The 14,258-nt window shown below is 68.5% G+C and carries 13 protein-coding genes; 5 read left to right on the forward strand and 8 right to left on the reverse strand.

The features are described from left to right. Positions 1–4 precede the first annotated feature (4 nt). The 6 genes from FHX60_RS22315 to FHX60_RS27855 form a co-directional block, all read right to left on the reverse strand. Positions 5–1,177, reverse strand: a complete 1,173-nt coding sequence (locus FHX60_RS22315) for an ABC transporter substrate-binding protein (protein WP_183284660.1) — start codon at positions 1,175–1,177, stop codon at positions 5–7. A 123-nt stretch (positions 1,178–1,300) separates the two neighbouring features. Then, complete coding sequence (locus FHX60_RS22320) at positions 1,301–2,008, reverse strand: ABC transporter ATP-binding protein (protein WP_112776469.1); 708 nt, start codon at positions 2,006–2,008, stop codon at positions 1,301–1,303. Further along, positions 1,995–2,759, reverse strand: coding sequence for an ABC transporter ATP-binding protein (locus FHX60_RS22325; RefSeq protein WP_092310761.1), 765 nt, complete (start codon positions 2,757–2,759; stop codon positions 1,995–1,997). Before FHX60_RS22325 ends, FHX60_RS22320 begins: the two co-directional genes overlap by 14 nt. Further along, complete coding sequence (locus tag FHX60_RS22330; protein WP_092310758.1) at positions 2,752–3,783, reverse strand: branched-chain amino acid ABC transporter permease; 1,032 nt, start codon at positions 3,781–3,783, stop codon at positions 2,752–2,754. Before FHX60_RS22330 ends, FHX60_RS22325 begins: the two co-directional genes overlap by 8 nt. A 10-nt stretch (positions 3,784–3,793) precedes the next feature. Continuing rightward, positions 3,794–4,657 (reverse strand): branched-chain amino acid ABC transporter permease, encoded by an 864-nt coding sequence (locus tag FHX60_RS22335; RefSeq protein WP_111516884.1) that lies wholly within the window; start codon positions 4,655–4,657, stop codon positions 3,794–3,796. A gap of 111 nt (positions 4,658–4,768) precedes the next feature. Beyond that, positions 4,769–4,900 (reverse strand): hypothetical protein, encoded by a 132-nt coding sequence (locus FHX60_RS27855; protein WP_260164428.1) that lies wholly within the window; start codon positions 4,898–4,900, stop codon positions 4,769–4,771. Positions 4,901–5,272: 372 nt separating this feature from the next. On the opposite strand from FHX60_RS27855, the gene FHX60_RS22340 reads away from it, so the two are divergent. Together FHX60_RS22340 and FHX60_RS22345 are read left to right on the forward strand one after the other, a co-directional pair. After that, positions 5,273–6,352 (forward strand): glycosyltransferase family 4 protein, encoded by a 1,080-nt coding sequence (locus tag FHX60_RS22340; RefSeq protein ID WP_112776470.1) that lies wholly within the window; start codon positions 5,273–5,275, stop codon positions 6,350–6,352. A 31-nt stretch (positions 6,353–6,383) separates the two neighbouring features. Next, a complete protein-coding gene (locus FHX60_RS22345) occupies positions 6,384–8,594 on the forward strand; it encodes an amylo-alpha-1,6-glucosidase (protein WP_183284661.1) in 2,211 nt (736 codons plus the stop codon). Between the two features lie 48 nt (positions 8,595–8,642). On the opposite strand, the gene FHX60_RS22350 is transcribed toward FHX60_RS22345, so the two are convergent. After that, positions 8,643–9,593 carry a LysR family transcriptional regulator gene (locus FHX60_RS22350; RefSeq protein ID WP_183284662.1) on the reverse strand — a complete coding sequence of 317 codons (951 nt, stop codon included), beginning with the start codon at positions 9,591–9,593 and terminating at the stop codon, positions 8,643–8,645. Positions 9,594–9,713: 120 nt separating this feature from the next. On the opposite strand from FHX60_RS22350, the gene FHX60_RS22355 reads away from it, so the two are divergent. The 3 genes from FHX60_RS22355 (at position 9,714) to FHX60_RS22365 (ending at position 13,118) form a co-directional block, all read left to right on the forward strand. Continuing rightward, on the forward strand, positions 9,714–11,543 hold the full coding sequence (locus FHX60_RS22355) for a gamma-glutamyltransferase family protein (RefSeq protein ID WP_183284663.1): 1,830 nt from the start codon (positions 9,714–9,716) through the stop codon (positions 11,541–11,543). 92 nt (positions 11,544–11,635) lie between these two features. Then, complete coding sequence (locus FHX60_RS22360) at positions 11,636–12,604, forward strand: Bug family tripartite tricarboxylate transporter substrate binding protein (RefSeq protein ID WP_373861887.1); 969 nt, start codon at positions 11,636–11,638, stop codon at positions 12,602–12,604. Position 12,605: 1 nt separating this feature from the next. Beyond that, complete coding sequence (locus FHX60_RS22365; protein ID WP_183284664.1) at positions 12,606–13,118, forward strand: GAF domain-containing protein; 513 nt, start codon at positions 12,606–12,608, stop codon at positions 13,116–13,118. 48 nt (positions 13,119–13,166) lie between these two features. On the opposite strand, the gene FHX60_RS22370 is transcribed toward FHX60_RS22365, so the two are convergent. After that, complete coding sequence (locus FHX60_RS22370; protein WP_183284665.1) at positions 13,167–14,051, reverse strand: SDR family NAD(P)-dependent oxidoreductase; 885 nt, start codon at positions 14,049–14,051, stop codon at positions 13,167–13,169. Between the last annotated feature and the right edge of the window lie 207 nt (positions 14,052–14,258).

Raw genomic sequence — 14,258 nt, forward strand, 5'->3', positions numbered from 1 at the left:
CGCCTTACTTCGCCAGTTCCGACAAGCGGACCTGCGAGATCTTGCCGTTCTGCACCCAGCCAACCACGGTGTCGGCCATCGATCCGCCCTTGGCGTCGATGCCGTCGACTTCGTTGGGATTGACTTCCTTGGCCAGGCCCTTGACCGCATCCGGCATCTTCGCGCGGATCGCCGCCGCATCGCTGGTGGTGCCGGCCAGCTTCATCGCCCCGGCCAGCGCATACACCATGGTGTAGTTCAGCGACATCTCGGTGGTGGCATCGCGCCCGTCGTGCAGCTTCTTGTAGCGGGCGTTGAAGGCCTGCGCGGCGGGACGGCTGTCGTTGACCAGCGGCAGCACGCCGATCGAGCCCTCCAGCATGCCCAGGCCGTTGGTGACGCGGGCCATCTCGTCCATCTTGGCCTGGTCCATCACGATAAAGCCGCCCTTGAAGCCCAGTTCGCGCGCCTGCTTGACCACCAGCGCAGTCGGCTCCGACGGGCCGCCGACGAACATCACGTCCGGCTTCTCGCTGATGGCGCGCGACACGCCGCTGTAGAAGTCGGTGGCCTTGGTGTACGACATCGGGTTGTTCGCCACCACCTTGCCGCCGGCGGCTTCCCACGCCGGCTGGAAGGCCTGCACCCAGGCCTTGGCGTAGTCGTGGTCGGCCGGCGCCAGCGCCACGTTCTTGCCGTAGCGCTTCATCTGCGCCTTGATGAACGGCTCGATATAACCGGTATAGGCCGGCGGGATGCGGATGGTCAGCTTGTTGCCGGCATCGGTGATGCGCGGCACGCTGGAGTAGGACATCACCAGGAATTTCTCCTGCTCGTTGAAGGCCTGCAGCGCGAAGATGCCGCCCGAATGCGGCACGAACACCGCCGGGGTCTTGTGCTGCTGCACCAGGCGGCGCCCGTTGATGGCGGCCTCGGCGGGCGAGTACTTGTCGTCCAGGGCCACCACCTCCAGCTTGACCTTCTTGCCCTTGACCTCCAGGCCCGAGGCATTGATCTCGTCGACGGCCATCTGCACGCCCGACAGCACGTTCTTGCCATACAGCGCGGCGCCGCCGGAAAGCGGGCCGGTGTAGCCGATCTTGACCACTTCCTGCGCCAGCGCGGCGCCCGAGGCCAGCATCGCGGCCACGGCGGTGGCGGCCAGCGGGAAGATGCGGCGCATGAGGTTGTTTTGCATGGTGTTGTCTCCTGAAAGTACTGCGCTTGTTTTGCCTGCTGTCGTTCTGTTCGACCGCTTGTTTTCTCCCTCTCCCGCTTGCGGGAGAGCGAGTACGCAATCGGTAGTGGAGGCCTTTCGGATTCAGCCCCCGATATACGCCTTGCGAATCCCCTCATCCTTCAGCAACGTATCCCGGTCTCCCTCCATCACGATCCTTCCGCTCTCGATCACATAGGCGCGATGCGCAATCCCCAGCGCCGCGTAGGCGTTCTGCTCCGCCAGCAGCACCGTCGTGCCCGCGCGGTTGATGCGCTGGATGATCTCGAACATCTGCTTGACCACCAGCGGCGCCAGGCCCAGCGACGGTTCGTCGAGCAGCAGCGCGCGCGGGCGGCTCATCAGGGCGCGTCCCAGCGCCACCATCTGCTGCTGCCCGCCGGACAGCGAGCCGGCCGCATCGTCCTTTTTCTGCCGCAGGATCGGGAACAGTTCATAGACCTCGTCCAGCGTCTTGCGGATGCCCGCGCCGTCGCGCCGGTGCACATACGCGCCCAGCACCAGGTTCTTCTCCACGCTCATGGCCGGGAACAGCTTGCGTCCCTCCGGGCAATGCACCAGCCCCGCCTGCACGATCTGCGACGGCTTCATGCCGGACAGCTCGCGCCCGTCGAAGCGCATGCTGCCGCCGCTGATGCGGTGGATCGCGCTCATCGCCAGGAAGATCGAGCTCTTGCCGGCGCCGTTGGCGCCCAGCAGCACCACCAGCTCGCCGGCGCCGGCGTGCAGGGTGATGTTGTCCAGCGCGCGGAAGCTGCCGTACGACAGCGAGACGCGTTCAAGCTGCAACATGGTCGGCTCCCAGATAGGCCTCGATGACATGCGGATCCTGCTGGATCTGCGCGGGCGTGCCTTCGGCGATCTTCTCGCCGTAGTTCAGCACCATGATCTTGTCGGCCAGCCGCATGATCATGTCCATCTTGTGTTCGATCAGGCAGACCGTCTTGCCATGGCGCACCATCTTGCGGATCAGCTCGGCCAGGCCGACGGTCTCTTCCGGGTTGACGCCGCCGGCCGGCTCGTCGAGCAGCAGCAGCTCGGGGTCCGTCGCCAGCGCCAGCGCGAAGGCCACGCGCTTGCGCGCCTCCTGCGTGATGTCGGCCGCAATCTCGTGCGCCAGGTGCGACAGGCCGACGAAGTCCAGCGCGGCCTCGGCCTTGTCGCGGCACAGCCGCTCCTCCTCGCGCAGGCGCCGGGTGTTGAACAGCACGTCGCCCAGCCCGGAACGCGTACGCAGGCGGTGGCCGACGATCAGGTTGTCGAGCACGGTGGCGCGGTCGAACAGCGCCGTCGCCTGGAAGGTGCGGGCCACGCCCAGGCGCGCGATCTGGTCGGCGCGCAGGCCGGCGATATCCTGGCCCTTGAACAGGATCTGGCCGGAGGAGGGCGCATGGGTGCCCGCGACCAGGTTGAAGAAGGTGGTCTTGCCGGCGCCGTTGGGGCCGATGATGGCGTTGATATGGCCCTGCTCGAAGGTCACCGAGACATCGTGCACGGCGGTCAGGCCACCGAATTTCTTGGTCAGGTTGCGGATCTCAAGCATGGTCGGCTCCGGCGCGGGTGGTCGGTACAGAGGCGGTGTTGCTCGCGGCGGCGGGCTGCGCCAGCTTGCCGCGCCGCTCGGCGGCGGCCTTGCGCGCCTGCTTCTTCAGGTAAGAGCCGACGATGCCGTCGGGCACGAAGATGATCAGCAGGACCAGCACCGGCCCGAACACCAGCATGCGGTAGTCCTGCATGAACTGCAGCGACTGCGTGATCCATGGCACCAGCACCGCGCCCAGCAGCGGCCCGAAGATGGTGCCGATGCCGCCCACCAGCATCGACATCACCATGTCGAAAGTCAGGTCGGTGCGGGCAATGTCCGGGCCCAGGAAGCGCACCTGCCCCGCGTACAGCGCGCCCGCAAAGCCGGCGTAGCCCACCGACAGCACGAACGACAGCACCTTGGTGCGCATCAGGTTGAGGCCCAGCGCCTCGGCCAGCGCGTCGCTGTTGCGCACGGCCATGAAGCTGCGCCCCAGCAGCGAGGTGACGATGCGGTGCATCAGGAATACGCCGACCGCCAGGAAGGCCAGCACCAGGTAATACTGCGCCTGCACGCTGTCGAAGCCGATCGGCCCGATCGCCGCCGGCACCGGGATGCCGATCAGGCCCACCGTGCCGTGCGTCAGGCTCTCCCACTTTTCGATCAGCAGGTAGATGATGTAGCCCACGCACATGGTGAAGATCGAGAAGTAATGGCCCTTCAGGCGCAGCGACACCACGCCGACCACATAGCCCAGCACCATGCACAGCACCCCGGCCAGCACGAACGCCAGCCAGAACGGCACCTGGTAGTCCACGGTCAGGATCCCCAGCGTGTAGGCGCCGATGGCCATGAAGCCGCCGTGCGCCAGGTTCAGCTGCCCGGTATAGCCGGTGATCAGGTTCAGTCCGAGCGTGGCGATGGCATAGATGAAGGCCAGCGTCATCACGGTCAGGTAGTAGCTGTTGGGCGTGACCAGCGGGAAGGCGATGGCGCAAGCCAGCAGCAGCATCCAGCCGGTCTTTCCTTGCAGTGCTTTCATGTCGTACTCCTCAGGCTGCCTTGCCGGCAAACAGGCCCTGCGGCCGGATCGACAGGATCACCACCAGCAGCACGAAGGCGATGATGTCCTTGTAGTCGGTGGAAACGTAGAAGCCGCCGAAGCTCTCGGCCATGCCGATGATCAGCCCGCCGACGATGGCGCCGGGGATGCTGCCCATGCCGCCCAGGATGATGATGACGAAGGCCTTGGTGATCACCAGGTTGCCCATGCTCGGGTAGACCAGGTTGATCGGCGCGTACAGCGTGGCGGCGATCGCGGCCAGCGCGCCGGAGATGGCGAACACCAGCAGGGTCACGCGCGTGGCGTCGATGCCCACCAGCGCCGCGCCTTCGCGGTTCTGCGCCATCGCCATGATGGTGGCGCCGGTCATGGTGCGGGTCAGGAACAGGTGCAGCAGCACCATCAGCGCAAAGGCGGCGCCGATGATCAGCAGGCGCTGCAGCGGCGCGGTGAGGCCGAACACGTCGACGATCTGGCCATACGGCGTGGGCATGCGGTGGAAGTCCGCGCCCCACAGCGCCTGCGCGCCGGCTTCCAGGAACAGCAGGATGCCGATGGCGGCGATCATGTCGTGCAGCTCGGGCGAATTGCGCAGCGGGTGGAACACCAGCCGGTCGGCCAGCATCGACAGCACCGCCACCACCAGCGCCGCGCCCAGCATCGCCAGCCAGTAATTCACGCCCAGCGCGGTCATCAGGTAGTACGACACATAGGCGCCGGCCATGTAGAAGGCGCCGTGCGCGAAATTGGGCACGTGCAGGATGCCGTAGACCAGCGTCAGGCCAAGCGCCACCAGGCTGTACACGCCGCCCAGCGTCAGGCCGTTCAGGAACTGTTGAAGGAACAATGCCACGGGGGTACCTCTTACGGTTCAGAAAACCAGGCACGCGCCGGCAATGGCCGTGCGTGTTCCGTCGCGGCAGCGACAAGCGCGGCCGCGCAGATGAAATCGGGGCGCAGTGGGTCAGGCCGGCGGCAGCGCGGGCTGTCGTGCCGGAATGCGTGCGGCGGTGCGTGCGTTGCTGCGCGGGGGCGCCGGGTCCACCTGCGGGACGAGGCAATGGCGGTGCGCAATGCGGTGCTGCGGATACTGCATGGCGGTGTCTCCTGTGCGATGCGGCGCGATGGCCGCCCGGCAAGCCGGACGTTGCTGCTGCCCGGTGACGCCGTGTCGGGAAAGCGTTCCCGCACGATCGTTCGTTTTCGCCGACTTTTGCATAGGCCCGCGGGCACCGTCAAGGAAAGCGGCCTGCTATTCCGCACCGCGAAATAGCAGCCGCCGCGCCTTCGGGTAAGCCCTGACGGAGCGGGCCGCCATCATCGCTGCGCTACATGGTTTCCATGCCGCGCCTGCATGGTCCGGACCAGCTTGAAAAAGCCGCCGCCGCTTTCTATGGTGCCTTCATCAGCCCCAGGCACTGTCGCGGCAATCCACCCTGCAGTTTGCTGATGACCAGGGGGAGAGCCGATGAAGATTGCGCAGATTGCACCACTCGCAGAACGCTGCCCGCCCAGCCTGTATGGCGGCACCGAGCGCATCGTTTCGTACCTGACGGAGGAACTGGTGCGCCAGGGCCACGAGGTCACGCTGTTCGCCAGCGGCGACTCGGTCACCGGCGCCGAACTGGTGCCGTGCTGCGACATGGCACTGCGCCTCGATGCGGACGTCGGCGACCACCTGCCTTACTACGTGATGATGCTGGACCGCGTGATGGCTGCCGCCACGCGCTTCGATGTCCTGCATTTCCATATCGACATGCTGCAATGCCCGCTGCTGCGGCGCCTGCCGGTGCGTGCGGTGACCACCTTGCACGGGCGGCTGGACCTGCAGGAGCTGCAGCCTTTCTATGCGCATTTTCCGCAATTCCCGCTGGTGTCGGTTTCCGACGCGCAGCGCGCACCGATGCCGCCGGTGAACTGGGTGGGCACGGTCTACCACGGCATCCCGGCGACGCTGCTGGACTACTGCGCCAATCCGGCGGGCGACTACCTGGCATTCCTTGGCCGCATCTCGCCGGAGAAGCGGCCCGACCATGCCATCGAGGTGGCCGCGCGCGCGGGTTTGCCGCTGAAGATGGCGGCCAAGGTCGACCGCGTCGACCGCGCCTATTGGCAGGAAGTGATCCGCCCGCTGGTGGCCGCGCACGCCGAAGTCGAATACATCGGCGAGATCGACGAGTCCGCGAAGTCGGCGTTCCTGGGCAATGCGCGCGCGCTGCTGTTCCCGATCGCCTGGCCCGAGCCATTCGGCCTGGTGATGATCGAGGCCATGGCCTGCGGCACGCCGGTGATTGCATTCGATTGCGGTTCGGTGCCGGAGGTGATCGAGCCGGGCATCAGCGGCTATATCGTGCACAGCGTCGACGAAGCGGTGGCCGCCGTCGCCCGCGTGGCCACGCTGCCGCGCGCCGGCGTGCGCGCCGCGTTCGACGCGCGCTTTACCGCGGAGCGGATGGCGCGCGACTACGTGCGCATCTACCAAGGCTTGCCGAATCCCGGGGACGCGGGCGAGGCACATGGCGAGGCCGACGGACTCGCGCTCGCATAACCGCACACGACCACTGCTGAGAGACCCGCTCATGCCTGCAGAATCCACGGAACATCCCAACCGCTCGGTGGCCGTCGCCGGGGCCGGCGACGTCGCGCAGTTCTATATTCCCGCGGCCGCGTCGTTGCAAGAACGGCGTCCGCGCACGCTCAAGCATGGCGACACCTTCGCCCTCTTCGACCATAACGGCGATGCGATCGGTGCGCCGGGCAGCCCCGAGGGGCTGTTCCACTTCGACACGCGCCACCTGTCCTTCCTGCGGCTGACGGTGGAAGGGCAGCGCCCGATGCTGTTGTCGTCAACGCTGCGCGACGACAATGCCTCGCTGACCTGCGACCTGACCAATCCCGACCTGTTCGACCAGGAGGGCGGCCTGTGGCTCGAGCACGACCTGATCCACCTGCGCCGCTCGCGCTTCCTGTGGAACGGCGCCTGCTATGAACGCCTGAGCGTGCGCAACTTCGACGACCGGCCGCGGCGCGTGTGCATCGACATCGCCTTCGATGCGGACTTTGCCGACCTGTTCGAAGTACGCGGCACGCAGCGGCTGCGGCGCGGCACCATGCACCCGCCGCAAGTCGACGGCGCCGCGGTCACGCTGAGCTATACCGGCCTGGACCAGGCGCGGCGCGAGACCCGGCTCTCGTTCGATCCCGTGCCGCAGGCGCTGAGCGGCAGCCGAGCCAGCTTCACGCTGCTGCTCAAGCCGTCGTGCATGCAGCTGCTGCGCATGGAGATCCGCTGCCAGTCGGTGGACCACGAGGAGCGCGAGGCCCAGTCCTTTCTCGGCGCGCTGCTGCAGTCGCGGCGCGAGCTGCGGCGCTCGTCCGGGCGCGCGGCGTCGATCACCACGTCCAACGAACTGTTCAATGAAGTCGCGCGGCGCAGCGTCTCCGACCTGTACATGCTGCTGACCAACACCGTGCACGGGCCTTACCCGTATGCCGGCATCCCATGGTTCAGCACGGTATTCGGCCGGGATGCGCTGATCACCGCGTTGCAGACGCTATGGCTCGATCCCGAGATCGCGCGCGGCGTGCTGCAGTACCTCGCCGCGATGCAGGCCGAGACGGTCGACCCCGGCGCCGACGCCGAGCCCGGCAAGATCCTGCACGAGATGCGCCATGGCGAAATGGCGCGCCTGGGCGAGGTGCCGTTCGCGCTTTACTACGGCAGCGTCGACGCCACGCCGCTGTTCGTGCTGCTGGCGGGCGCCTACCTGCGGCGCACCGGCGATATCGACACTGTCCGCGCGCTGTGGCCCAGGCTGCAGGCCGCGCTGGACTGGATCAGCGAATACGGCGACCGCGACGGCGACCTGTTCGTCGAATATGGCCGGCAGTCGCCCGAGGGCCTGATCAACCAGGGCTGGAAAGACAGCCGCGATTCGGTGTTCCACGAGGACGGGCGGCTTGCCGCCGGTCCGATCGCGTTGGCCGAGGTCCAGGCCTACACCTACGGCGCCTGGCAGGCCGCGGCGCAGATCCGCGCGGCGCTGGACGACAGCGAAGGCGCCGCCCGCTATGCCGCCAGGGCGGAAGTGCTGCGCGATGCCTTCGACAAGCACTTCTATGACCCCGCGCTGGGCACTTATGTGCTGGCGCTGGATGGCAAGAAGCAGCCGTGCCGCATCCGCGCCTCCAACGCGGGCCATACGCTGTTTACCGGCATCGCGCTGCCGCAGCGCGCGCCGTCCGTGGTGGGCACGCTGATGCAGAGTACTTCCTTCTGTGGCTGGGGCATCCGCACCGTCGCCGCGGACGCGGCGCGCTTCAACCCGATGAGCTACCACAACGGCTCGGTATGGCCCCACGACAATGCGCTGATCGCGGCAGGCATGGCGCGCTACGGCTACCACCCCGAAGCCAGCCGCATCTTCGAGGGCCTGTTCGCGGCATCGAGCTATATCGACCTGCGCCGCCTGCCCGAACTGTTCTGCGGCTTCGCGCGCCAGCGCAGCCAGGGCCCGACCTTCTATCCGGTGGCGTGCGCGCCGCAGGCCTGGGCCGCCGCCGCGCCGCTGCTGATGCTGCAGGCCTGCCTGGGGCTGGACTTCGACACGCAGGAGCCGGCGATCACGTTCGAGAACCCGTCGCTGCCACCGTTCCTGGACGAGGTGGTGTTCCGCAACCTCGGGGTCGGCGGCGGCAGCGCCGACGTCGCGGTGCGGCGCTCCGGCGAGCGCGTGGTGGTCGACGTGCTGGAGCGGCGCGGGCCGGTGCGGGTGTTGACGCGGAATTAGTGCGTGGCGGTGAGCGGATGCGGGCCTTTCCCGGGCGTGTGCCGCGGGCTAGGTGAGGTCCGCCGGCAGCGCGCGCAGGCAGGCCACCAGCGCCGCCACCACATCGTCTTCCACCGGCTGGCGCCGCCACATCACGCCCACCGGCGGCAGGTCCCAGCTCAGCGCATGGGGCAGCGCCACCGCGCCCCTGGCCTCGACCAGTTCGTTGGCGACTGCCCTGGGCACGATGGTCGTCGCCGCCGGATGCCTGCGCATCAGCGTGGCCATGGTCTTGATCGAATAGGTCTCGACCATCGGCGTGGGCTGCGCCACGCCCGCCACCGCGAAGATGGTGTTGATGGTGCGCCGGATCGGCGTGTTGGGCGGCGGCAGGATCCAGTCGCGTTCGGCCAGACGGTGCCAGTCGAGCGCGCCGCGCGCCAGCCGCGCCGCGGCCGCGGTGGGCACGACCAGCGCCGGCTCTTCGCGATACAGCGGCTGCTGCACGATGTCCGCGCCTGGTGCAAAGAAGGTGCGCGCGATCACGCAGTCCAGCTCATGCTCGCGCAGCGCGCTGACCAGCTCGTCGGTGGTGCCTTCGCGCACCAGCACCGACACCCGCGGGGTCTGCGCCATGCCGAAGGTGCAGGCCGTATCGAGCACGCCGCGGCTGATGTAGGGAATCACGCCCAGGCGCAGCCGCCCCGACAGCCCCGCTTCGATCGCCGCCAGTTCGCGCCCCAGCGCATCGGCATCGGCCAGTGTCAGCCTGGCATGTGCCAGCACCGCCAGGCCGGTGGGCGTGGGCTCCAGTCCGCGCCGCGTGCGGGTGAACAGCGGCACCATGAAGATGTCTTCGATCTCGCGCAGGGTCTTGGTGACGGCGGGCTGCGACAGGTTGAGCTCGGCCGCCACGCGCGACACCGAGCGCTGCCGCGCCAGCGCGAGCAGCAGCGGCAGGTGCCGCAGGCGCAGCCGCGATACCAGGTTGTGGACCAGTTTGTCGGGGGCGATGGACATGGTGCCTGCCGCCATGGGGCGGTCTGGTTGTATGACCGAATGGTAATACCACAATAACCAATCAGGCGCTGCCGGTTATCCCGCAATCCTATACTGGCCGGCATCACAGGAGCGTCGAACATGTTCACCACCCGTCCCGAGATCGTTGGCACCTTTGGTGTTGCGGCGTCCACGCACTGGCTGGCCACGCAGACCGCCATGGGCGTGCTGGAGCGCGGCGGCAATGCCTTCGATGCCGCGGCCGCCGCGGGCTTTGTGCTGCAGGTGGTCGAGCCGCACCTGAACGGCCCCGGCGGCGAAGTGCCGATCCTGTACTGGAGCGAGCGCGAGCGCGCCATGCGCTCGGTGTGCGGGCAGGGCCCGGCGCCGGCGCTGGCAGATCCTGCCGCGCTGCGCGCCATGGGCCTGGACCTGGTGCCCGGCATCGGCCTGATCCCGGCCGCCGTGCCGGGCGCTTTCGGCGCATGGCTGACCATGCTGCGCGAGCATGGCAGCTGGTCGCTCGCCGAGGTGCTGGCGCCCGCGATCGGCTATGCGCGCGACGGTTTTCCGCTGGTGCCGCGCATCGCGCGCGCGATCCTGGCGGTGCAGGCGCTGTTCCGCGACGAATGGCACAGCTCGGCCCAGACCTGGCTGCCCGACGGCAAGGTGCCGCGCCCCGGCAGCCTGCACACGCTGCCGGTGCTGGCGGCCACCTATACGCGCATCGTCGAAGAAGCGCAGCGCCGCAGCGATACCCGCACCGGGCAGATCGACGCGGCGCTGGACTGCTGGTACCGCGGCTTCGTGGCGCAGGAGATCGATGCGTATTGCCGCCATACGCCCGTGCGTGACACCACCGGCGACAAGCACGCCGGCCTGCTGCGCCTTGACGACATGGCAAGCTGGACGCCCGAGATCGAGGCGCCCGCGACCCTGGACTTTGGCCGCTATACCGTGGCCAAGTGCGGCATCTGGAGCCAGGGGCCGGTGTTCCTGCAGCAGCTCGGCATGCTGCGCCATGCTGGCCTCGAGCAATATGCGCCGGATTCGCCCGAGTTCGTGCACCGCATTGCCGAGGCCGCCAAGCTCGCCATGGCCGACCGGCTGGCGTGGTACGGCGATCCGCGTTTCGCCGCGAGCCCGCTGGCGGGTTTGCTGGACGATGGCTACCTGGCCGCGCGCGCGCAGCGCATCGGCGCGCAGGCGGCGCTGTCGCTCGAGCCCGGCACGGTCAACGGCATCGCGCCGCGCCTGCCCGACCTGGCCGCGGCCACGCGCACGCTGCAGCGCGCCGACGTGCGCTTCGGCGTGGGCGAGCCCACCTTTGCCGAACTGCCGCCGGTGGCCGAATGGGCCGAACAGGAGATCTTTGTCGGCGATACCTGCCATATCGATGTGATCGACCGCCACGGCAACATGGTCGCGGCGACGCCGTCGGGCGGATGGCTGTCGTCGAGCCCGACCATCCCGGCGCTCGGCTTCGCCCTCAATACCCGCCTGCAGATGACATGGCTGGAACCCGGCCTGCCCAATACGCTCGCGCCCGGCAAGCGGCCCTGCACCACGCTGTCGCCGTCGCTGGCGCTGCGCGACGGCGAACCCTACATGGTGTTCGGCACGCCCGGCGGCGACCAGCAGGACCAATGGTCGCTGGCGTTCTTCCTGCGCCATGCCGTGCATGGCATGAACCTGCAGGAGGCGATCGACGCGCCGGCCTGGCATGTCGACCACTTCCCGGCTTCGTTCTGGCCGCGCCAGACCGTGCTCAACCGCATCAGCATCGAATCGCGCTTCCCGGAAAGCACGCTCGCGGCGCTGCGCGAGCGTGGCCACGATGTGCGCGTGGGCGAGCCGTGGTCCGAGGGCCGCATGTCGGCATGCTCGCGCCAGTTCGACGCCCGCGGCCGGCTGGTGCTGCGCGCCGGCGCCAATCCGCGCGGCATGCAGGGCTATGCCGCCGGGCGCTGACGCTGCACCGGAGCGCAACCCACGAATAAACAGACACGGCGGGCCGCATCGTGCGCCCGTCCCGAAAAAGGAGGAATCACACCATGCGATGGATGACCAAAACCCTGTTGGGCGGCATGGCCGCGCTGGCCATGTGCCTGGGCGGTGCCGCGCGCGCCGCGGACAACTGGCCGCAGAAGCCGGTCACGCTGATCGTGCCGTGGGCCGCCGGCGGCTCGACCGATATCCTGGCGCGCGTGCTGTCCGAACACCTGACGCGCTCGCTCGGCCAGCCGGTGATCGTCGACAACAAGCCCGGGGCCTCGGGCAATATCGGCTCGGCCATGGTGGCGCGTGCCAGGCCCGACGGCTACACGCTGCTGGTCGGTTCGATGAGCACGCACGCGATGAACCCGGCGCTGATGCCGAACATGCCATTCCGCGGCGTGGAGGACTTTACGCCGCTGGGCCTGCTGGCCTACGTCACCAACACGCTGGTGGTGCACCCGTCGGTGCCGGCGCAGAATGTCAAGGAGCTGGTTGCCTACGCCAGGGCCAATCCTGGCAAGCTGGCCTACGCCAGCGCCGGCCCGGGCTCGACCAACCACCTGAGCGCGGTGCTGTTCGAGAAGATGGCCGGGGTGCAGATGCTGCACGTGCCGTACAAGGGCGGCGCACCCGCCGTGGTCGACACCGTGGCCGGCCAGACCCAGCTGCTGTTCTCGGCCGGCACGCAGACGCTGCCGCATGTGAAGGGCGGCAAGCTGCGCCTGCTGGCCGTCACCGAGGGCAAGCGCTCGCCGCTGCTGCCCAATGTGCCGACCGTGGCCGAGACTGTGCCCGGTTATGAACTGGCGGTCTGGTATGGCGCCTTCGGTCCGAAGGGCATGCCGGCGGATCTGGCCGCACGCCTGAACCGCGAGATCAACGCGGTGATGTCGCTGCCCGAGGTCAAGTCCAAGATGAACGCCATTGGCGTCGAGACCGCGACCTCCACGCCGCAGCAGTTCGGCACCATCCTGCAGCGCGACGCCGACCGCTACGGCAAGCTGATCCGCGAACTCGGCATCAAGGGGGAATGACGTGAGCCAACTGCGCACGGCCGCGCTGGTGGCCACCGTCAATGCGCTATGCGACCGGATGCAGCAGGCCCGCGAGCCGGCCATGGCGTTCGATGCCATCGGCGCCGCCACGCTGCAGGCCATGGGGCCGGGCCTGCTGACCATCAACGCCTGGCACGCCGGCCCGGCACAAATCGAGCGCCTGTGGTCATCCGACCCGTCCGCGTACCCGGTCGGCGGACGCAAGTCGAAGGGCGACAGCGCATGGCGGCGCCAGTTGCTCGAGCGCGGCGAAATCTTTGTCGGCGAGGGCGATGCCGCGCTGGCAGCGGTGTTCGATGACGTGCAGGTGATTCGCGGGCTGGGCTGCACCGCGGTGGTCAATGTGCCGCTGTGCGGGCAGGGGGGAGTGATCGGGACCTTCAACTACCTGGCGGATCGACAGGCATGGTCGGCGCCGGAGGTGGCCGCGTTGCGTGTGCTCGCGGCGCTGGCCACGCCTGCCGTGCAGGCCTTGCTGGCGGCGCAAGGCTGACACGCCGGATTTCCGCGACCGCAGCGGTGGCGGCGCGCTTCCCGCCACTTACCCCAGCCTGGTACCGGTGGCACGCGCCAGTTCGGCCAGCAACGCGTCCTGGAAGCGGATGTCGGTGGCGGCGGGATGCGGCCTCTGGCGCTGCTGGTGGTACCAGTAGCCGCCGCTCGTCAGCGCCGCCGGCTCGTCGCTGGTGGCGAGCCACTCCTGCGTCAGATGCCCCAGCCGCAGGTCGTCGGGCGCGTCCGGGCCCCCCATCTTCGTCGGCACCCACCCGGGGTCGACGGCGTTGCTGATCACGTCGGGCCACAGCCGCGCAACGGCTGCGGCAAGGGTAGTGATGAAGAGCTTGCTCTCCGAGTAGCCGCCCGTGGCCGTGCGGCCCGACCAGTCCATCCCGGCAAGCGTGGCGCGCGCGCCCCGGTGCATGCTGCTGCTCAGGTAGATCAGGCGCCGGGGGCGCTGGACCAGGGCCGTCAGCAGGTACGGTGCCACGACGTTGATCACCATCAGTTGCGCACCGGAGATGACGGCGGCGTTGTGGATGACAGCGTCCATCCTGCCAATCGCATTGACCTGGCGGGCGAGATCGCGGATCTGCGCAACGTCCGACAGGTCGCCGATCGTGGCGATGGCCCCCTGGTCCACCAGTGCTTTCACGGCGGGCAGCCGGGCCTGCGAGCGGACGTGCACGACCACCTGGTGGCCGTCGGCAAGCAGCGTCCGGGCCGCGGCATGGCCCAGTCCGTCGGACGAGCCGGTGATGAACACGCGGGCCTTGCGGCCTGCGCCACGTCGGGCGCTGGACATGGGGGGCTGCGTGCGGGGATCCGGGGGCGTCTGCGCCCCGGAGGTCGTGGCGGCGATGAGCGATCCCGCGGCCAGGGCCGGACCCAGTCCGGCGCCTGCGGAAAGAAACTTTCTGCGATCCATGGGCATGTCCTCCTGTATCTCCGCCGACCTTGCCGGAGCCTGGGATGCCGAGAGCGTGCACAGGGCCGGCAAGGCCCTGACACGGCTTCTGGCGACGTCCCTTGGAGTGAAATAGTACGCGCTTCGCCGGCTGCATGGCAGCCGGTGCCGGGCACGACGCAACACTGTACTCTCTGCGCACCCTCCAATTTGTGCACACCGGCCCGC

Origin of the sequence: Cupriavidus alkaliphilus (assembly GCF_014191175.1) — a bacterium.
Classification (GTDB): Bacteria; Pseudomonadota; Gammaproteobacteria; order Burkholderiales; family Burkholderiaceae; genus Cupriavidus; species Cupriavidus alkaliphilus.